General features: G+C 65.7%; 18 protein-coding genes. 1 reads left to right on the top strand and 17 read right to left on the bottom strand.

What is annotated here, in order from left to right; genetic code table 11:
* Position 1: 1 nt before the first annotated feature.
* Genes fliR through fliE form a run of 14 tightly spaced genes read right to left on the bottom strand, consistent with a single transcriptional unit; the run spans position 2 to position 10,550 of the window.
* The gene (gene fliR, locus AC3A43_RS19655) at positions 2-781 is read right to left on the bottom strand and encodes a flagellar biosynthetic protein FliR (RefSeq protein ID WP_487794253.1); all 780 of its coding nucleotides are present in this window, start codon (positions 779-781) and stop codon (positions 2-4) included.
* Between the two features lie 7 nt (positions 782-788).
* Positions 789-1,058 (bottom strand): flagellar biosynthetic protein FliQ, encoded by a 270-nt coding sequence (locus tag AC3A43_RS19650; RefSeq protein ID WP_039577709.1) that lies wholly within the window; start codon positions 1,056-1,058, stop codon positions 789-791.
* 4 nt (positions 1,059-1,062) lie between these two features.
* Positions 1,063-1,833: a flagellar type III secretion system pore protein FliP gene (gene fliP / locus AC3A43_RS19645; protein WP_487794252.1), complete on the bottom strand. Its 771-nt coding sequence runs from the start codon at positions 1,831-1,833 to the stop codon at positions 1,063-1,065.
* The gene (locus tag AC3A43_RS19640; RefSeq protein ID WP_487794251.1) at positions 1,823-2,104 is read right to left on the bottom strand and encodes a flagellar biosynthetic protein FliO; all 282 of its coding nucleotides are present in this window, start codon (positions 2,102-2,104) and stop codon (positions 1,823-1,825) included. The genes fliP and AC3A43_RS19640 overlap by 11 nt, the downstream gene beginning before the upstream one ends.
* The gene (gene fliN / locus AC3A43_RS19635) at positions 2,104-2,436 is read right to left on the bottom strand and encodes a flagellar motor switch protein FliN (RefSeq protein ID WP_487794250.1); all 333 of its coding nucleotides are present in this window, start codon (positions 2,434-2,436) and stop codon (positions 2,104-2,106) included. Before fliN ends, AC3A43_RS19640 begins: the two co-directional genes overlap by 1 nt.
* Positions 2,429-3,376 (bottom strand): flagellar motor switch protein FliM, encoded by a 948-nt coding sequence (locus AC3A43_RS19630; protein ID WP_487794249.1) that lies wholly within the window; start codon positions 3,374-3,376, stop codon positions 2,429-2,431. Before AC3A43_RS19630 ends, fliN begins: the two co-directional genes overlap by 8 nt.
* On the bottom strand, positions 3,373-3,978 hold the full coding sequence (locus AC3A43_RS19625; RefSeq protein ID WP_487794248.1) for a flagellar basal body-associated FliL family protein: 606 nt from the start codon (positions 3,976-3,978) through the stop codon (positions 3,373-3,375). The genes AC3A43_RS19630 and AC3A43_RS19625 overlap by 4 nt, the downstream gene beginning before the upstream one ends.
* 17 nt (positions 3,979-3,995) lie before the next feature.
* Positions 3,996-5,138 (bottom strand): flagellar hook-length control protein FliK, encoded by a 1,143-nt coding sequence (locus AC3A43_RS19620; RefSeq protein WP_487794247.1) that lies wholly within the window; start codon positions 5,136-5,138, stop codon positions 3,996-3,998.
* The gene (locus AC3A43_RS19615) at positions 5,135-5,581 is read right to left on the bottom strand and encodes a hypothetical protein (RefSeq protein WP_487794246.1); all 447 of its coding nucleotides are present in this window, start codon (positions 5,579-5,581) and stop codon (positions 5,135-5,137) included. Before AC3A43_RS19615 ends, AC3A43_RS19620 begins: the two co-directional genes overlap by 4 nt.
* Positions 5,578-6,909, bottom strand: a complete 1,332-nt coding sequence (locus AC3A43_RS19610) for a FliI/YscN family ATPase (protein WP_487794245.1) — start codon at positions 6,907-6,909, stop codon at positions 5,578-5,580. The genes AC3A43_RS19615 and AC3A43_RS19610 overlap by 4 nt, the downstream gene beginning before the upstream one ends.
* Complete coding sequence (locus AC3A43_RS19605) at positions 6,906-7,505, bottom strand: FliH/SctL family protein (RefSeq protein ID WP_487794244.1); 600 nt, start codon at positions 7,503-7,505, stop codon at positions 6,906-6,908. The genes AC3A43_RS19610 and AC3A43_RS19605 overlap by 4 nt, the downstream gene beginning before the upstream one ends.
* Complete coding sequence (gene fliG / locus AC3A43_RS19600) at positions 7,498-8,529, bottom strand: flagellar motor switch protein FliG (protein ID WP_487794243.1); 1,032 nt, start codon at positions 8,527-8,529, stop codon at positions 7,498-7,500. Before fliG ends, AC3A43_RS19605 begins: the two co-directional genes overlap by 8 nt.
* Entirely contained in the window at positions 8,522-10,180 is a 1,659-nt protein-coding gene (gene fliF / locus AC3A43_RS19595; RefSeq protein WP_487794242.1) for a flagellar basal-body MS-ring/collar protein FliF, read from the bottom strand. The genes fliG and fliF overlap by 8 nt, the downstream gene beginning before the upstream one ends.
* A 4-nt stretch (positions 10,181-10,184) precedes the next feature.
* The gene (gene fliE / locus AC3A43_RS19590) at positions 10,185-10,550 is read right to left on the bottom strand and encodes a flagellar hook-basal body complex protein FliE (protein WP_487794241.1); all 366 of its coding nucleotides are present in this window, start codon (positions 10,548-10,550) and stop codon (positions 10,185-10,187) included.
* A gap of 247 nt (positions 10,551-10,797) precedes the next feature.
* Between fliE and AC3A43_RS19585 the strand changes: the two genes are divergently transcribed.
* Positions 10,798-11,619: a flagellin N-terminal helical domain-containing protein gene (locus tag AC3A43_RS19585; protein WP_487794240.1), complete on the top strand. Its 822-nt coding sequence runs from the start codon at positions 10,798-10,800 to the stop codon at positions 11,617-11,619.
* A 148-nt stretch (positions 11,620-11,767) separates the two neighbouring features.
* On the opposite strand, the gene AC3A43_RS19580 is transcribed toward AC3A43_RS19585, so the two are convergent.
* The 3 genes from AC3A43_RS19580 to AC3A43_RS19570 are packed head-to-tail and all read right to left on the bottom strand — an operon-like array spanning position 11,768 to position 17,308.
* Positions 11,768-15,058 (bottom strand): error-prone DNA polymerase, encoded by a 3,291-nt coding sequence (locus AC3A43_RS19580; RefSeq protein ID WP_487794239.1) that lies wholly within the window; start codon positions 15,056-15,058, stop codon positions 11,768-11,770.
* The gene (locus AC3A43_RS19575) at positions 15,055-16,617 is read right to left on the bottom strand and encodes a Y-family DNA polymerase (protein ID WP_487794238.1); all 1,563 of its coding nucleotides are present in this window, start codon (positions 16,615-16,617) and stop codon (positions 15,055-15,057) included. The genes AC3A43_RS19580 and AC3A43_RS19575 overlap by 4 nt, the downstream gene beginning before the upstream one ends.
* Positions 16,508-17,308, bottom strand: coding sequence for an ImuA family protein (locus tag AC3A43_RS19570; RefSeq protein ID WP_487794237.1), 801 nt, complete (start codon positions 17,306-17,308; stop codon positions 16,508-16,510). Before AC3A43_RS19570 ends, AC3A43_RS19575 begins: the two co-directional genes overlap by 110 nt.
* Positions 17,309-17,358 lie beyond the last annotated feature (50 nt).

The following is a 17,358-nucleotide window of genomic DNA, read 5'->3' as shown; positions in this document are numbered from 1 at the left end:
CTCAGATCCCGGCGATCATGCGCGCGGCATCGAGCGCGTCGGACAGGATGCGCGCGATCGCTTCGGCCATTGCGGGAGTCGCGACGCCGAGCAGGACGATCCCGGCGAGCAAGGTCGCCGGAATGCCAACCGCGAACAGGTTGAGCGCGGGCGCTGAGCGGCCGATGACCCCCATGATGATCTGGACGAGGATCAGCACGAAGCCGACCGGCATCGCGATGGTCAGTCCCGCCGCGAACATCAGGCTGCCGAACCGGATCAGTCCGCCGATCGCGTCCCAGGACGGAAAGGCGTTGCCGGGCGGCAGCGCGATATAGCTGTTAACGATGATGTCGATCAGCACGAGATGGCCGTCGGCGGCAAGGAAAAGTGCGGTGGCCATCATCGACAGGAACTGGCCGATCGCCGAACTCGATGCGCCGCTCAGCGGGTCGACCATCGACGCGAAGCCGAGCCCCATCGCGTTGCTGATCGCCTCGCCCGCAAGCAAGGCGGCGGCAAGGCCCATCTGGAGGACGAAGCCCATCGCGAGGCCGATTACGACCTCGCCGATGATGAGGAAAAGCCCCGGAACCGAGACGATCCCTTCGGGCGGCAATGCCATGCCCGATGCGGCGACCGCGGGCACCCCGACCGCCAGCGCGATTACGAGCCGCAGTTGCACCGGTACGCTCGACGCGCCGAACACCGGCGCGGCGATGAACGCGGCGCCGGGGCGGATCATCCCCAGCATCCATAGCTGGAGCATCGCCTCGATATTCGGGATGTCGGCGGGATTCATCCCCGGATTACTTCACCAGGCTGGGGATTTGAGCGAAGATTTCGCGCGTGAAATCGGTGAGAAGAACGAGGATGCTGCCGCCGAAGATCGCAAGACAGATCGCCGCGACGATCAGCTTGGGCACGAAGGTCAGCGTCTGTTCGTTGATCGACGTTGCCGCCTGCACCATGCCGAGCAGCACGCCGATGACGAGCACCGGCAGCAGTAGCGGCGCCGAGGCGAGTGCGAGGATCCACAGCGATTGCTGCGCGACCCCGATGAAATAGTCGGCCTCCATGTCGCTAACTCACAAACGAAGAGGCGAGCGATCCCATCGTCAGCGCCCAGCCGTCGACGAGGACGAAGAGCAGGAGCTTGAAGGGCATCGATATGATCGTTGGCGACAACATCATCATGCCGAGCGACATCAGCGCCGAGGCGACTATCAGGTCGATCACAAGGAAGGGCAGGAAGATCAGGAAGCCGATCTGGAATGCCGTCTTGAGTTCGCTGGTGACAAAGGCGGGCAGCAGGATCGAGAAGGGAACGTCCTTCGGGCTCGCATAGGTCGGCGCCTTGGCAATCTTTGCGAACATCATCAGGTCGGTCTTGCGAGTCTGCTTCATCATGAAGCCGTGGAGCGCGACGCCCGAACGCGACACCGCTTCGCCGATGTCGATCTGTTCCTGACCATAAGGTTCGATCGCGACGCGGTTCACTTCGGTGATTACCGGTTGCATCACGAACAGCGAGAGGAACAGGCTCAATCCGACGAGCACCTGGTTCGGCGGGGTCTGTTGCAGCCCGAGCGCGTGGCGCAGGATCGACAGCACGATGATGATGCGCGTGAAACTGGTCATCATGAGGAGCAGCGACGGCAGAACCGTCAACAGGCTCATCAGGACGAGGATCTGCAGCGACAGGCTCAAGGGCCGGCCGTCGCCGCCGATTTCGCCGACCGCGCGGCTCAGGCCGTCGGCGGCCTGAGCATAAGCGGCGGGCGCGGCGCAAAGCAACGTAGCGCCGCCGGCCAGCGCCGCGGCGCGCAGCCAGAAACGGCGATCAATCCGCATGGAAGTCGCCCTGGCTGTCGTCGGCGATCCGCGTGATGCCATTGCGCGACACCGCGATCAGGACCCGCTGCCCCGCAAATTCGACCACCGCGAGCTTCGATCCCGGTCCGAGGGGCAGTACGTCGATCATCTCGACAGCGCGCGTCTTGGCCGTGCCTCCGCCGACGAGCGGCATGCCCATCTGGACGCGTTTCCACAGCCACAGGCTGCCCCACGCCATGCCCCCCACGATCGGGAGCAGGATGAGCAGGCGAAGAATATATTCGAACATCAGGCTCTCCGCTCGAAGCCTTCGAGTCCGCGCGCCGGCGCGACGACTTCGGCGACCTGGATGCCATAGCGGCCATCGACGCTGACGATCTCGCCCTTCGCGATCAGCGTGCCGTTTGCATAGATGTCGAGCAGATCGGTCGCCGCGCGGTCGAGTTCGATCACACTGCCTTCGTCGATCGCGAGCAGTTCGGAGAGCGTCATCGAAGTCGACCCGACCTCGACCGACACGCGCAGCGAAACGCCGGCGAGCAGGTCGAAATTGGGTGCGGCGGCGATGCTCTTGTCGCGCCGGTCGGCGCGCGCCTTCGGGGCGTCGCTGATGTCAGTCATTGTCCGGTCCTTTTTCGATATGTTCGATCATGATCGCGGCGTTGCCATTGGCTTCGCCGATGCTGCCGAGCGCGAAGCTGCGTCCGGCGACGGTCACCGGCACATGGCGCGGCATGGTGAGCGGAATGATGTCGCCAACCTCGAGCGCGAGCAGCTTGACGAGGCTGATTTCGGGACGCGCGAGCACCGAGCGCACGGGCATGCGCACGTCGCGCAGCGCCTTGTCGAGCGCGCCGGCCCAGGCCGGGTCGGCGCCATTGCCCTGCATGTCGGGAAGCAATTCATCGCCCGCGATCCCGCGCAGCGCGGCGACCGGATAGGCGCACATGATCGTCCGACCCTCGAACGGAGCGCCGCGCAGCGTGAAGCGCTGAACGAACAATTCATCGTCGGCGCGCACCGCGGCGAGCTTGGCGGGATCGGCGGTGACGCAATCGAGTTCGGGTTCGATCGCCAGCTTGCCGCGCCATGCGGCAGCGAGCTGCAACCCGATGTCGCGGCCGAGCCGCGCCGCAAAGCGTTCCTCGGCATCGGTCAGCTCTTCGCGCTCGGCGGCGAGCTGGCCGCGGCCGCCGTAGAAGATATCGACGAGCTGGAGCAGCAGCGAGCGCGAACCCGCAAGCAGCACCGGGCCCTTGAGCGGCGGCGCATGATAGCGCCAGAAAATAGCGGGTGCAGCGGACGCGCTCCACTCGGCAAAGCTGATCTGTTCGGCGCCCGCACGCTCGACCTGAACCGCCGGCGCGCCGAGCGCGCGGATCAGGTCGCGCAAGCTGCGCGCAAACTGGTTCGCCACGCCCTCCAGCGCGGGGAAAGCATAGCCGTCCGCTGCCCTGCGCAGCAGCAGAGACTCCTTCGTATCCGCGGGCGCGACCGCGACTGCAGGTGCAGGCGCGGCCGGTGCCTTCACGGCTTTGACGGTTTTGGTGCTGGTGGTCACTGAATCACCAGACTCGTGAAATAGACATTGTCGATACCCCCGAAACCTTCCTTGTCGCGCAGCACATCGTTGATCGCGGCGGTCAGCTGACGCTGCAGCCGCTGTTTTCCCTGTGATGTGGAGAGCAACGCCGGATCCTGTTCGGCGAGCACCATAAGCACGACCGAGCGGATAGGCACCGCCTGTCGTTTGATATTATTGATAACCTTGCCGTCATAAAAGGTCGAAAGGCTGATACCCACCTGCAGGAAGCCCGATCCGTCGGCTAGGTTCGTCGTGAAGCTGTCGGCGATCGGGTAATAGGTGATCTCGTATTTTTTGGGGTCGACCTTGAACCTGTCGTTCGGGACCGACACCGTGCCGACCTTGGGTGGCGCTTCCTTGCCCTCGCCTTCGGCGGCTGCCTCGGGCTCGCCTTCGTTGCGCACGACGAGCTTGGGGAAATGATCCTCTGGCTTCGCCTCATGCGCCGACAGCGCGCCGAAATAGATGCCGGCGCCGGCGCCCGCGCCGATCAGGGCGATCGCGGCGACGCCGATGATCAGCAGTTTCTTGAACTTGCCCTTCTTCTTGGGCTCGGCTTCGGTTTTATCTTTGGTCATGGTGCGACCCTTTCTGATCAGGCGAAGCGGCCGCGACGGTCGGCGGCGCGGTCTTCGTCACGCGGCTCGGCGCGTTCGGTGGCGGTTTCGATGAGATGCGAAGGGTCGGGCGCAGCAGTGCGTCCCTGGCCCTGGCTTTGTGACTGGCGTCCTGTCTCGCCCGGCGTGCAGGTCACTTCCGCGCCGGTGACGCGGACACCCTGCTGGCGCAGTTCGTCGACGAGGCGGCCTTGCGCGGCGGTGACGATCGTCGCGGTCGCTTCGTGATGTGTGTCCATTTTCAGCGACATGCCTTCGTCGCCCATTTGCATCGCGACGTCGAGGCGGCCGAGGTGGCGCGGCATCAGGCGGAAATTGATGTCGCCGCCGTCCGATTTGGTTGCGGCGATGTCACGCGCGAGCTGGTCGATCCACGCGCCGTCGCTGTCCATGTCGAGCACGCGTTCGGCGATCTGCGCCGGGGCTGCCACATCGGCGAGTGTTGCGGCGCCCTGCGCTGCGGGGTGGGTGAAGAGGATCGTCATCGACGGTACGGCGTCGGCGGGCTTGAGGGCAGGCGCTTCGGCGCCGACGAGGATCGGCATTGCGGCATCGCGCGGGCGCGGGGTTACGGCAAGGGCCGGCGCGCTGTTGTCGGGCTGGGCCGCTGCGGCGTCCGTCGGCTTGGCGGGTTTCGCGGCGGCAGGGACCGTGGCAGCCACGATGGCGACCCAATTTGTTTCCGGAGCGGCTGCGACGGCTTCGCCGGCGTCCTCGACATCGGGTGCGGTGGCCGTTCCGGGCTCGGCCGGAACCGGCTTGCCGGGCGCGGCCGGGGTGCCGGGGACGCTGCCATTCAGCGCGACCAGCAGGTTTGCGGCCAGCGTCGCCGCGTCGGTTTGCGCAGGCTCGGCCTTGACCACCTGGGTCTCGACCACCTGGGTCTCGGCGGTGGCGCCGGTTGCGACCGGCGTTTCGACTGGCGGGTTTGCGGCGCCGACGGCCGGCGCGGGATCGATCTTGATCGTCGCAGCGGCATTGGTAATCGGCGCGGCAGCGAGAAGCTGGTCGAAGCCGCCTTCGCTGCTGCTGTCCGGACCCTGACCGATGTTGGCGAGGAATGCAGCGAAGCCCGCGGGCATCGCTCCCTGCGCTGTAGAGGGAGAGGGTGCGCCCATCATGACGCGCCGCCTTCGATCAGGCGTAGCCGCATGCCCGTGCGCGGACGGTGCGGGCGGTTGGCGTCGTCGCGGCGTTCCTGTTCGACTTCGGCCGACTTGCGGCTGCGTTCGTAGAGGCGCACCGCCGATTCTTCCTTGACCATCGCGCTCTGTGCCAGCGCGCCCATCTGGTCGCGGCGCAGGCTTGCGTTGCTGAGCGGCGCGGTCAGGCTTTCCTGCGCGATGTCGAGCCGCATCGCGAGTTCGCCGATCGTGTTGAGCGCGCGGCCGGCCACGGCGCCTTTCGCCATAGCGAGGTCGACGCGCAGCGTTTCGAGCCGCTTTGCCAGTTCGACAAGGTTCGCCAGTTCGCCATTGGCCCGCGCCAGATTGGCCTCTGCCATCTGATGTTCGACGGTGCGCACGCGGATGATACGTTTGCGGCGTGCAGTGCGGGCGGTCATGCGGAATATCCTTCAATCAGGGTTTGGCGGGAAATCTGGAAATCGACCTGCGCCTTGGCAGGCTGCGACACGAAAGCGATCTGGTCGGCGTGGCGGGCAATCGCTTCGTCGAGCACCGGATCGGCGCCGGCGACATAGGCACCCATCAGCATGAGATCGCGGTTCTCTTCATAAGCCGACCACAGCTGGCGGAAGCGCGCGGCGGCGGCGGCATGTTCGGGATCGACCGAATCGACCATCGTGCGCGACAGCGAACGGGCGACGTCGATCGCGGGATAGACGCCCTGTTCGGCAAGCTGGCGCGACAGGATGATATGGCCGTCGACGATCGCGCGGGCGCTGTCGACCACGGGGTCGTCGATATCGCCGCCATCGGCGAGCACGGTATAGAGCGCGGTGATCGAACCGCCGGTTTCGCGGTCGATGCCGGCGCGTTCGCACAAAGAGGGGATCAGCGCGAAAACCGAAGGCGGATAACCCTTCATCGTCGGCGGCTCGCCGAGCGTCAGCCCGATCTCGCGCTGTGCATGCGCGACGCGGGTCAGGCTGTCGATCAGCAGCAGGACCTTCTTGCCCTCGGCGCGGAATGCTTCGGCGATCGCGGTTGCACGCATCGCGGCGCGGAGGCGAAGAAGCGGAGGGTGATCGGCGGGAACCGCGACGACGACCGATTTCTTGCGGACTTCGGGGGGCAGCTTGGTTTCGACGAAATCGCTGACCTCGCGGCTGCGTTCGCCGATCAGGCCGACGACGATGACGTCGCATTCGGTGCCGGCGATCATTTGCCCCATCAGCACGGATTTGCCGACGCCCGAGCCCGCGATGATCGCGACGCGCTGACCTTCGCCGACGGTGAGCAGGCCGTTGATCGCGCGCACACCCATGTTGAGCGCGCGCGTGACGCGGCCGCGGCGCAGCGGATTGACCTTGCGTCCGGCGAGCGGCCACTGGAATTGCGACTGGATTGCCGGGCGGCCGTCGAGCGGATTGCCCTGCGCGTCCATGATGCGGCCCAGCAGGGTCTTGCCGACCGCGACCATCGAGCTGGCGCCATGCGGCTCGACCGGCGCGCCGGTGACGAGCGGCATATTGGTGTCGAAAGGCAGCACGAGGCTGCGGTGACCGCGAAAGCCGACGACTTCGCCATAGACATAATCGTTGTTCGCCGAACGGATGCGGACATTGCTGCCGAGCGGCTGCGGGAAGCCCGAGACTTCGAGCATGATGCCTTCGTGCGACACCAATGTGCCGATGCGGCGCGGGCTGGCGTTCGTCAGATCGACCGGGTCGAGCAGTTGCTGCGCGCTCATGGCGAGGCGGCGGGTCATTCGGCGACTCCCGTACCGAGCGCGGTGCGCAGTTCGTCGAGATAGACCGCGCGGCCATGTTCGATCCAGCCGGTCGAGGTTTCGAGGCGGACCGTGCCGCGCACCATTGCAGGATCGCTCTCGATCGCCAGCGTCAACGGGCAGTCGGCGAGCAGCGCGGCGTCTTCGGGATGGACCCACAGGGTGCGCGCCTTGTCGGCGTCGGCGACCATCGCGGCGGCGGTTTCGGCCTGCGCTTGCAACCATATGGCGTCGATCGGCGCGGCCTCGACGATCTGGCGCACCAGCCGTTCGACGGTTTCGGCGATCAGCTGCGCAAGTTCCTCGCTCGGCTCGTCCTGCAGCGCTTCGGCGGCGGCGAGCAGCGCGAGCAGTTGGTGACGCTCGGCGACAAAGGCGGCTTCGGCGAGGCGCTGGCCTTCGGCGAGGCCGAGTGCGAACGGATCGTCAAGGTCGGGCTCGTCGCAATTCTCTTCAGCGGCCTGTGGTATATAAGCCGACGGTACGAACGACAGCGGGCGAAAGCCGTTGCCGCGCGCCATCGCCTCGGCGAGCGAGACGGGGGCAAAGCCGGTCTCGGCGGTGCGATCAGACATAGTCGTCGCCTCCGCCCGCGATCATGATTTCGCCCGACGAGGCCATCTGGCGGACGATCTGCATCACGCTCTTTTGCGCGTCGTCGACATCGGCGCGCTTGACCATCGTCATTTCGGTCATCTCGTCGCGGATCGTTTCGGCCGCGCGCTGCGACATGGTGGCAAGGCACATGTCGACCATTTCTTCGTCGGCGCCCTTGAGCGCGATCGCGAGCTGGGCGGCGTCGACCGAGCGCAGCACGGCGCTGAGGCTCTTTTTGTCGAGATCGCGCAGATTTTCGAAGATGAACATCTCTTCTTCGATCGCCTGGGCGAGCACGCGGTCATGCTTCTTCAGCGAACGGAGCGTGCGCTCCGAAAGCTGTTTCGGCATTTTCTTCATGATCTTGGCGACGTCGCTCGGGCCACCGATCGTCTGTTTGGCGACGCGCTGGCCGTCGACATTGGCGCTGGCGAGTACCGATTCCAGATCCTCGATCGCCGCAGCGGGCACCGAGGTGAGCATCGCGGCGCGGAGTACGAGATCGGCCTGCAACACTTCGTCGAGCGTCTCGATCGCGCGCGCGGCGACATCGGGGACGAGCACCGACAGGATCAGCGCGCCGACCTGCGGATGTTCGCTGGCGAGCAGTCCGCTGATCGCGTCGACATCCATCCATCGCAGGATCTCGAGTGACGCGGCGCTCCGCTGCGGGGCAACGGCGGCGAGGATATTGTCGGCGCGGACGTTGCCGACGGCTTCGTTCATGACGGTACGGATGCGCGTGTCGGCGCCGATCGCCAGCGCGCTGACGTCGCGACTGCGCGTCACGAACCGGTCGAGTGCCTGACCGATCTGCTGTTCGCTGGCATTGGCGGTGTCGAACATCGCTTTTGCCAGCTGGCGCACTTCGTCGGGGCCCAGTTGCTTGAGGATCGTCGCGGCTTCGCTTTCGTCGAGCAGCATCAGCAGGATGGCGGCGGCGGCCGATCCTTCGATCGCCGGCATAACGGGGGAAGCATTCATTTCGGCGGCGTCAGGCACGGGCGCCCTCCTGCATCAGGTGGCGGACGACCAGCGCGGCGCGCGCCGAATCCTGGCGGACGAAGGCGCGGACGAGGTTGGCGCGGGCCTCATAGCTTGGCGCCTGCTCGATCATCTCGAGGGTGATTTCGCGGCCACCCTGACCGCTGGCGAGCGCCGGGCGATCGGTTGCTGCGAGCAACGATGCTTCGAGTTCCTGATGCTGTGCGATGCGCTTCGCGGCACGTTCCTTGGCGGCGCGGATCATCGGGCGGCCGATGAACAGGAAAGCGAGCAGTGCGGCGAGGATCGCGCCGACCTGCTTGATCAGCGGCAGGAACCAGCCCTGGTCGTAAAAGGCGGGCGACACATCTTCGACCTGCACGAACGGACGCTGGTTGATCGCAACCAGATCGCCGCGCGTCGCGTCATAACCGATTGCGCCCTTCACCAGATTGTCGATCTTGGTGAGATCGGCCTGCGTCAGGGCTTTCTTGCCCTGATTGAGCGCGACGGCGACCGAGACGCGGCGCAGCTTGCCCTGCGGCGAGTGCGTCACCGAAATCTCGCGGCCGACTTCATAGGCGCGCGCGGCATTTTCGTTGCTTTCGGTGCCAGGAGCGGGTGGCGCGCCGGGCGGGACCGTTTGCGGGCCGGTTGCGGAGATCGTTGTCGCCTGCGGCGGCTGGTTCGACAGCGCGCCGGGGATGCCGACCGCGGGGGCGGGGGTCGAACCGCTGGTCGAGCGCGTGATCTGTTCGCTGGTCAATGCGCGGTCGTTTTCGGGGAAGCTCTCTCGCGTCGCCTGGCTTTCGGACATATCGACGTCGGCGTGGACCTCGACGGTATAATTGCCAGCGCCGAGCATCGGGCCGAGCAAGGTATCGAGCGCGCGGCGGAAGCGATCCTCGACCTGCACCTGCAACTGAAATGCCTTCATGTCGCTGCCCGATGCGGTATCGGACAGCAGCGCGCCGCGCTGGTCGATCACCGACACCTGATCGGCGTTCATGCCGGGAACCGACGAGGCGACGAGGAAGCGGATCGCCTGCACCTGACCGTCGGAAAGCGAACGGCCATTCTGCAGCGTCAGCATCACCGACGCGGTGGCGGGCTTGTCTTCGCGGACGAACAGGCTGGGTTCGGCGGCGGCAACATGGACGCGCGCGCTCTTGACCGCGTCGATCGTCTCGATCGTGCGCGACAGGTCGGCTTCGCGCGCCGACCGCAGCGCTTCGCCTTCGATCGCGCGGCTCGACCCCATGGGCAGCGCGGCGATCAGGCTGTCGCCGCTGGGCGCCGCCTTGGGCAGGCCCTGTCCGGCGAGCGCGATGCGCGCCTGATGGAGCTTGTCGGCGTCGACGGTCAGCGCGCCCGTGGTCGGGTCGATGCTGTGGCCGATGCCCTGCGTCTGCAGCGCGTCGGCGACCGCCGCCTTGTCGGTGTCGTCGAGGCCGGCGAACAGCTGCGCCTGCGGCGCCGCCTGCATCGTGAAATAGGCGAGTGCGGCGATACCGATCGCCGACGTCATGGCGATTGCGGGCAGTGCGCGCTGTATCGCCGGTTGGCGGAGGAACTGGGTCAACGGCGCTAGCCGGCCGCCCAGGACGGGGGCGGGGAGGCGGTTCGCGGAGCCGTCGTCAACGGGCGTGAGGATCTGGGTCTCGGCCATGGGGTCAGACCGGCATGTTCATGATGTCGCGGTAGGCGGACAGCAGCTTGTTGCGCACCTGAAGCGTGGTTTCGAAGCCGAGCGAGGCTTTCTGGCGTTCGATCATCACGCTGACGATGTCGTGCGTGTCGCCGCGCTCATAGGCTTCGCTGATGCTGCTTGCCTTGGTTTGCTGGGCGTTGACCTGCTGGAGCGCATTGTTGATCGCGGCGCCGAAATCGGGGGTTCCCCCTGCGCCGCCGACGCCGCCATCGGCCCCGCCGATGCCGATGCCGATGCCGCTGCGGCCCGCGGCGCGCTGCAGCGCCTCATTCTGATTGAGAATCGAACTGCGCATCTGCAGCAGCCGGCTCGGGTCAATCGTGCTCATTGCTTTCCATCCGTCCTGATGCGCGGCGATGTGCCGCACGCAAAGAACAATGCAAAGCGCGTGCCAAAAAATTAAAAGACCTGTTTTCAAATTGTTGGCTAGGGAATCCGTAGGCTATTCGGGGCTTTCGGCGTTTTTTTGACGGGGCGCCCTTAATCGCCTTTGTCGTCCGCCGTTACTGCTTTCGTGACCGCTCCTCGAGCCCTCACATCATGGGAATGGCCATCGAGGCCGGAAAGGAACAAGTATGACCGTCATCAACACCAATGTGAGCGCGCTTCGCGCCCAGAATAACTCGCGCGTCGCCAGCCAAATGCAGTCGCAGGCCATGGAACGCCTGTCGAGCGGCAAGCGCATCAACAGCGCGAAGGACGACGCCGCCGGCCTCGCCATCGCGACCCGCATGGACGCCAGCGCGCGCGGTCTGACGCAGGCGATCCGCAACGCCAACGACGGCATTTCGCTTGCCCAGACTGCCGACAGCGCCGCTGGCAGCATCTCGGACATCCTCGTCCGCATGCGCGAACTGGCGATGCAGGCCTCGACGGGCACGCTGAGCGACGACGACCGTACGCTGGTGCAGGAAGAAGTTACCGCGCTGATTTCGCAGATCGGCGACGTCGCGACCCGCACTACGTTCAACGACAATGTGCTGCTCAACGGCAGCGTCGCCGCGGGCTTCGACATCCAGACGGGTCTGGATACCGGCCAGGTCGTGAACATCACGGTCGCCGACATGCAGGCCGCTGCGCTTGGCGTCGATGGGCTCGACTTCTCGACCGCGGCGGGTGCGCAGGGCGCGCTTGCAACGCTCGACACCGCGATCGACACGGTCGCGACCGAACGCGCCAACCTGGGTGCCCAGCAGAACCGTCTGTCGTCGGCTGTCGATAATTTGACGTCGAGCGTCACCAATCTGTCGGAATCGAAGTCGCGCATCGAAGACGCCGATTTCTCGGTCGAATCGACGAACCTTGCGGCTGCCGGTATCCTGGCGCAGGCATCGACCGCGATGCTCGCTCAGGCCAATCAGAGCCAGCAGGGCGTGATGAACCTGCTCCGCGGCTAAAAATCGCGAACATATTTCAGGCTATATTCGGTTGGTCCCTTAGATAGCCTGATTCGATGCCCCGGCCCCCACAGCCGGGGCATCATCTTTTTGTCTGTTTGCAACCGGACAGATGCCGCGTCGGCCCGCGCCCCGCGGCGACCACGCCTCAATGAAAATCCCGCGACTTGGGCAGGATGCGCACGTTGCGCGGATGGCCATGCTTCGCGGCATAGCCGCGCGGGGTTTGCGGATGCGCGACCTCGTCGGCACGGCAGAGATCGGGATGGACCTCATGCCCGTCGCCAAGCCCGTCGAGCATCGCGGTGCGATCGACAATCCGCGTCGCCATCAGGTGGATGACGCCCTCCTTGCTCCGCTGCACCTCGCCCTCGGCCAGCATCAGCCGCGACGCCATGACGGCGCGGCGATAACGTTCGAAATGCCGCGCCCAGAGCAGGATGTTGACGACCCCGCCCTCGTCCTCGATCGTGATGAAGATCGCGTTGCCCTTGCCCGGCCGCTGGCGGATCAGCACGACGCCCGCGGCGCGGACGATCGAGCCGTTCTTTGCGGCCATCACCTGAGCCGCGCTCAGCACGCCCTCGCGCGCGAAGTCACGGCGCAGGAACGCCATCGGATGGCCTTTGAGCGACAGCCGTGTCGTCTGGTAATCGGTGAGCACATGCTCGACGAGCGGGGTGGGGGGCAATTGCGCATCCTCTTCGGCGCCCAGTTCATCGGTTTCGGCCGCCCCGAACAGCGGCAGGACACCTTGCCGGACGCGGCGCGCATCCCACAGTGCGGGGCGGCGATCGAGCCCCATCGAACGGCAGGCATCGGCCTCGGCCAGCAGGCGTAGCGCGCGCGATGGCAGGTTTGCACGGCGGGCGAGTTCCTCAACCGAGGCGAAAGGCGCCGCGCGGGCATCGGCGATCTGCGTCGCCCATTCCTCGCGAAAGCCATCGACCTGCCGAAAGCCGAGGCGGAGCGCGAGGCTGCCGTCGGCCTTTCGTTCAAGGCTGTTGTCCCAGCCGCTGGCATTCACATCGACCTCACGCACCTCGACCCCATGCTCGCGCGCATCGCGCACGAGCTGCGCGGGGGCATAAAAACCCATCGGCTGCGAATTGAGGATGCCGCAGGCGAAGACGGCGGGATGATGGCATTTCAGCCACGACGACACATAGACGAGCTTGGCGAACGACTGGGCATGGCTTTCGGGAAAGCCGTAGCTGCCGAAACCCTCTATCTGTTTGAAGCATCGGGCCGCAAAATCGGCTTCGTATCCGCGCCGCACCATGCCGCCGATCATCTTCTCCTTATATTGGTGGATCGTTCCGGCATTTCTAAAGGTCGCCATCGCACGGCGCAGACCATTCGCTTCATCAGGGGTAAATTCAGCCGCAACAATAGCGAGCTTCATCGCCTGTTCTTGGAATAGGGGGACGCCGCATGTTCTGCGAAGCAGATTGTAAAGTTCCTTGGGATCATACGGTGGCGCAGGAGAGGGATAGTCCACTGCTTCCTCGCCAGCACGACGTTTCAGATATGGGTGAACCATGTCCCCTTCGATCGGTCCCGGACGAACGATCGCGACCTGAATGACAAGGTCATAGAACTCTCGCGGACGCAGCCGCGGCAGCATGTTGATCTGCGCACGGCTCTCGACCTGGAAGACTCCGATGCTGTCGCCCTCGCACAGCATGTCATAAACGACCGGATCCTCTTCCGGGAGTGATTTGAGGTTGTGATCGCCCAAATCGTGAAGACGCATCAGGTCGAAGCATTTGCGGATGCAGGTGAGCATTCCGAGCGCGAGCACATCGACCTTCATCAAAGCCAGCTCGTCGATGTCATCCTTGTCCCATTCGATGAAAGTGCGGTCCTTCATCGCTGCATTGTGAATGGGCACCGTCTCGTCGAGCCGATCCTCGGTCAGCACATAGCCGCCGACATGTTGTGACAGGTGGCGCGGGAAAGTGAGGAGTTGTGCAACGATCCATTGTAGCCGAGCAATGTCATCCTGTTCCGGGTCCAACCCCGCTTCAACGAAGCGTTCGATAGGCATTTCGCTGCCCCAGCTGCCCCAAGTCGTGTCAGCGAGCCGCTGCGTGACATCTTCGCTGAGACCCAGTGCCTTTCCGACCTCGCGCACGGCGCTGCGCGGGCGATAATGAATCACCGTCGCGGCAATGCCCGCCCGCCGCCGCGTGTAGCGGCGATAGATATATTGCATCACCTCCTCGCGCCGTTCGTGCTCGAAATCGACGTCGATATCGGGCGGCTCGCGACGCTCTTCGGACAGGAAACGGGTGAAGAGGAGGTTGTTGGCGATGGGGTCGATCGAGGTGATTTCGAGGAGATAGCAGACGAGCGAATTCGCCGCCGAACCGCGTCCTTGGCAGAGGATGGGCGGATCACGCGTGCGGGCATGATTCACGATGTCGTGGACGGTCAGGAAGTAGCAGGCGAAGTTGCATTTGCGGATGAGGGAGAGTTCCTCGTCGAGCACCGCCTGCCAACGTTCGGGCAATCCGCTGGGATGAAGTCGGTTGGCAGCTTCCATTACCATATGTTTGAGCCAGCTTTGGGGCTCCCAGCCTTCGGGGACCGGCTCGTGTGGATATTCATACTCCAGATCTCGTAGTGAAAAACCGATGCGATCGAGGATCTTTGCGCTTTCATCGACCGCTTCGGGGCAAGTGCGGAACAGGCGGCGCATCTCCTGCGGCGATTTCAGATGGCGTTCGCCATTGGCGCGCAGCAGGCGGCCGGCATCGTTGAGATTGCTCCCCTCGCGAATGCAAGTGATGACATCGTGCAGCGGTCGTTGCTCGCGCGTGGCGTAAAGCGCGTCGTTCGTCGCCAGCATCGGAATGCCGACACGGTCTGCCAAGGCGCCTAGCCGGGAGAGGCGTCGGCGATCGCTGCCGCCTCTTGGCATCGTCGCACCCAGCCATAGCGAGCCCGGTGCGACCTTCGCCAGACTGCGCAGGATTTGTTCATCTTTCTCGGACGCCATTGCGATCAGGGTCATATCCTCGCAGTGGATCAGCAGGTTCTTCAGCCTCATCACACAATCGCCCTTTGTGGTGCGGCGATTGCCGATGGTGAGCATTCGGGTCAGGCGACCCCAGCCATGGCGCGTGGTTGGATAGGCGATGATGTCCGGCGTTCCGTCGTCGAACACCAACCGGGAACCGACGACGAGTTTTATGTCAGGGAGGTCTATCCCGTCTTCTGCGGCATCTTCGCGCAGCTTGCGCAACCCGGTCAGCGCCCGCACCACCCCCGCGACACTGTTGCGATCCGCAATGCCGATACCCGACATGCCAAGGGCTATGGCCTCCGCCACCATCTCATGTGGATGCGAGGCGCCGCGCAGAAAGCTGTAGTTGGTCGCGGCGACCAGTTCGGCGAAACCGGGGTCGGGGCCGGGGTCGGGTTCCTCGCTCATGCGAAGACGCCGTGGATATACCAGCGCGGATCGGGTTTTTCGTCGTAGAGGCCGTGGCGGAAGAGCCAGAAGCGGCGGCCCTGTGTATCCTCGACGCGGTAATAGTCGCGCGTCAGGCCGCCATTGTCGCGGCGGCACCACCATTCGGCGGCGATGCGCTCGGGGCCTTCGTAGCGGCGGATCGCGTGCGTCGCGCGGCGCCATCGGAAATGGTGCGGCGGGCCGTCGGGTACTTCGGCGATCACCTCGATCGGTTGCGGCGGGTCGAAGAGGTGGAAGGGGCGCGTCGGCGGCTCACCGGCTTCGGGCGCGGGCCAGGGCAGCGGGGGCGGCGCGTCGGCCGCCGGCAGTTCGAGCTGCGCCTGTTCGGGAATATGCGTATCGGCGGGGCGTAATCGCCGGACGCGCCCGCGCCCGAGCCGCGTCGTCAGCCGGTCGGCGAGCTCGTTCATGGCTGCCCCTTCGTTAACAGCGCCCCCTGCGCCCCCCTCCAGCTTCAACTGCGTTGCGGTCAGCCGTTCGAGCCGCGGCACCGCGAGGCGAATCATGTCGAAGCCGAATCCCGGATCGAGCGGGTCGCGCAAGCTGTCCATGCGTTCGGCGAACAGGCGCATGACGAGGCCGGTGTCGCGGGTCGGGTGGCCGGTTTCGATCGCGATGCTCCGCGCGAGGCCGTCGCTGCGAAAGAAGGTCGCGCGGAAATGGCGGCCGCCCTTGCCGCGTTCGGCGAGATCTTTGATCGCTTCGCCGACGAGTTCGGCGAGTACTCTGGTTGCGTGGGTCGTGCTGCCGAGTGGCTCGGCGAAACGGCGGTCGGCGACGACCGGCGGCAGGGCGGTGCGGGGATCGAGCGGGCTCGGCGCGTCGCCGAGCAGGCGGCGCAGCGCGGTCGCGGCATCGGCGCCGAAGCGCGCGGCGATGTTCGCCATCGGACGGCTCGCGAGATCGCCGATCGTCTTCAATCCTGCGCGGACGAGCGCGGTCGTCGCCTCGGCTTCGAGTTCGAGTGCGGCGACGGGCAGGCGACGGATCGCTTGCCCCTCGTCGGGGGCGGGGCGCGTCTGGTAGCGCGCGAGCGCACGCGCCGCATCGGCGGTGGGGCCGAGCGCGTGACGGAGCGTCATACCGAGCCGGGCGAGGCGCATCTCGGCATCGGCGACCAGCCCCGCTTCGCCATTGTAGAGATGCTCGACGCCCGCGATATCGAGGATCAGTCCATCGGGCGCGTCGAGCGCGACAAGCGGGGAATAGCGCGCGCAGCCCTGCGCGAGCCGGTCGAGCCAGTCATGGTCGAGCACGGGGTCGTGCGGAATGACGGCAAGCTCGCCAATCTGCGCGCGCGCATCGGCGAGCGGCATACCGACGCGCAGCCCGACGGCCTCTGCCCGTGCGTCAACGCTGGCAAGCCGCATCGCACCGCGCTGTTTCTCGGCAAAGACGAGCGGCGCGTCAGGCGGCTGCGGCGCCGTGCGAAGCCATCGCTCGGCGGGCAGGAAAGGGAAGAAGATCGCCAGATAGCGCCGCGTCGCCAGGATTTGGCCCGAAGCATTTTTCGTCATGGTTCCAATCCAGTCGCCAGCGCGTGCCGGCGGGGCCACCGCGCCAGCGCAGCAGTTCGAGGTCGAAGGCGGGAGCGCCGGGGGCATTGGCTTCGAGTGCGCGTGAAGGCGAGGCGGCGATGTTCCAGCGCGTCTCGGCGACGCTCGGCGCGGGGACGGCATTGAGACGGAGCATCAGCAAGGTCGTGCCCGCATCGCGCGCGCCGAGCGCGAGGCGGCGGCCCGCGGTCAGATCGAGCAACGGGAATTTGCCCCAGCTTTCGACGATCACCGCCGCCGACCCGGCGCAACGGATCGCGTCGTTGGCGCAGGCGAGCAGCATTCTGGGATCGGCGGTCTCGACGAGCAAGAGCCGGTCGGGGTCACCGCCGAGTTCGGAAATGCCAGGGGCATAGATATGGCCGGTGCGCTTGCCGGCATCGGTGGTACGCAGCCAGAGGAGCGGTGCCTTGCCGGGGGTGCGCAGCGCCACAAGCGCGGCGAAGGCCGCGGCGCTCGTCGCATCGAGAGCATCGGCGGCGAAAAATTCATGGCATCGTCCGCTCGCCAGCCCGCCGCCCATCGCGTCGTCGAAGGGCGCGTGTCCACTTGCCAGCCAGCCGTCGACCCGGCGGCTTTCGAGACCGCCATTGGCGGTCAGCCGGGCGATGCGCTTACGCAGCCCGGCGAGTATGGGAGACGACTCGCGCATCATTTGTTCCTGATATGTTCTATTAGCGCTTTTTGGGCAACGCTTGTCAA

This window comes from Sphingopyxis sp. Soil_C_28 (genome assembly GCF_057657055.1).
The sequence above is the reverse complement of the archived record's forward strand: the minus strand, read 5'-3'. Positions and strand labels throughout refer to the sequence as shown.

What these genes read in the sequence shown, in the direction of transcription:
- fliR (WP_487794253.1), bottom strand. Translation starts at nt 781, where the DNA reads ATGAATCCCGCCGACATCCCGAATATCGAGGCGATGCTCCAGCTATGG.
- AC3A43_RS19650 (WP_039577709.1), bottom strand. Translation starts at nt 1,058, where the DNA reads ATGGAGGCCGACTATTTCATCGGGGTCGCGCAGCAATCGCTGTGGATC.
- fliP (WP_487794252.1), bottom strand. Translation starts at nt 1,833, where the DNA reads ATGCGGATTGATCGCCGTTTCTGGCTGCGCGCCGCGGCGCTGGCCGGC.
- AC3A43_RS19640 (WP_487794251.1), bottom strand. Translation starts at nt 2,104, where the DNA reads ATGTTCGAATATATTCTTCGCCTGCTCATCCTGCTCCCGATCGTGGGG.
- fliN (WP_487794250.1), bottom strand. Translation starts at nt 2,436, where the DNA reads ATGACTGACATCAGCGACGCCCCGAAGGCGCGCGCCGACCGGCGCGAC.
- AC3A43_RS19625 (WP_487794248.1), bottom strand. Translation starts at nt 3,978, where the DNA reads ATGACCAAAGATAAAACCGAAGCCGAGCCCAAGAAGAAGGGCAAGTTC.
- AC3A43_RS19620 (WP_487794247.1), bottom strand. Translation starts at nt 5,138, where the DNA reads ATGATGGGCGCACCCTCTCCCTCTACAGCGCAGGGAGCGATGCCCGCG.
- AC3A43_RS19615 (WP_487794246.1), bottom strand. Translation starts at nt 5,581, where the DNA reads ATGACCGCCCGCACTGCACGCCGCAAACGTATCATCCGCGTGCGCACC.
- AC3A43_RS19610 (WP_487794245.1), bottom strand. Translation starts at nt 6,909, where the DNA reads ATGACCCGCCGCCTCGCCATGAGCGCGCAGCAACTGCTCGACCCGGTC.
- AC3A43_RS19605 (WP_487794244.1), bottom strand. Translation starts at nt 7,505, where the DNA reads ATGTCTGATCGCACCGCCGAGACCGGCTTTGCCCCCGTCTCGCTCGCC.
- fliF (WP_487794242.1), bottom strand. Translation starts at nt 10,180, where the DNA reads ATGGCCGAGACCCAGATCCTCACGCCCGTTGACGACGGCTCCGCGAAC.
- fliE (WP_487794241.1), bottom strand. Translation starts at nt 10,550, where the DNA reads ATGAGCACGATTGACCCGAGCCGGCTGCTGCAGATGCGCAGTTCGATT.
- AC3A43_RS19585 (WP_487794240.1), top strand. Translation starts at nt 10,798, where the DNA reads ATGACCGTCATCAACACCAATGTGAGCGCGCTTCGCGCCCAGAATAAC.
- AC3A43_RS19580 (WP_487794239.1), bottom strand. Translation starts at nt 15,058, where the DNA reads ATGAGCGAGGAACCCGACCCCGGCCCCGACCCCGGTTTCGCCGAACTG.
- AC3A43_RS19575 (WP_487794238.1), bottom strand. Translation starts at nt 16,617, where the DNA reads ATGACGAAAAATGCTTCGGGCCAAATCCTGGCGACGCGGCGCTATCTG.
- AC3A43_RS19570 (WP_487794237.1), bottom strand. Translation starts at nt 17,308, where the DNA reads ATGCGCGAGTCGTCTCCCATACTCGCCGGGCTGCGTAAGCGCATCGCC.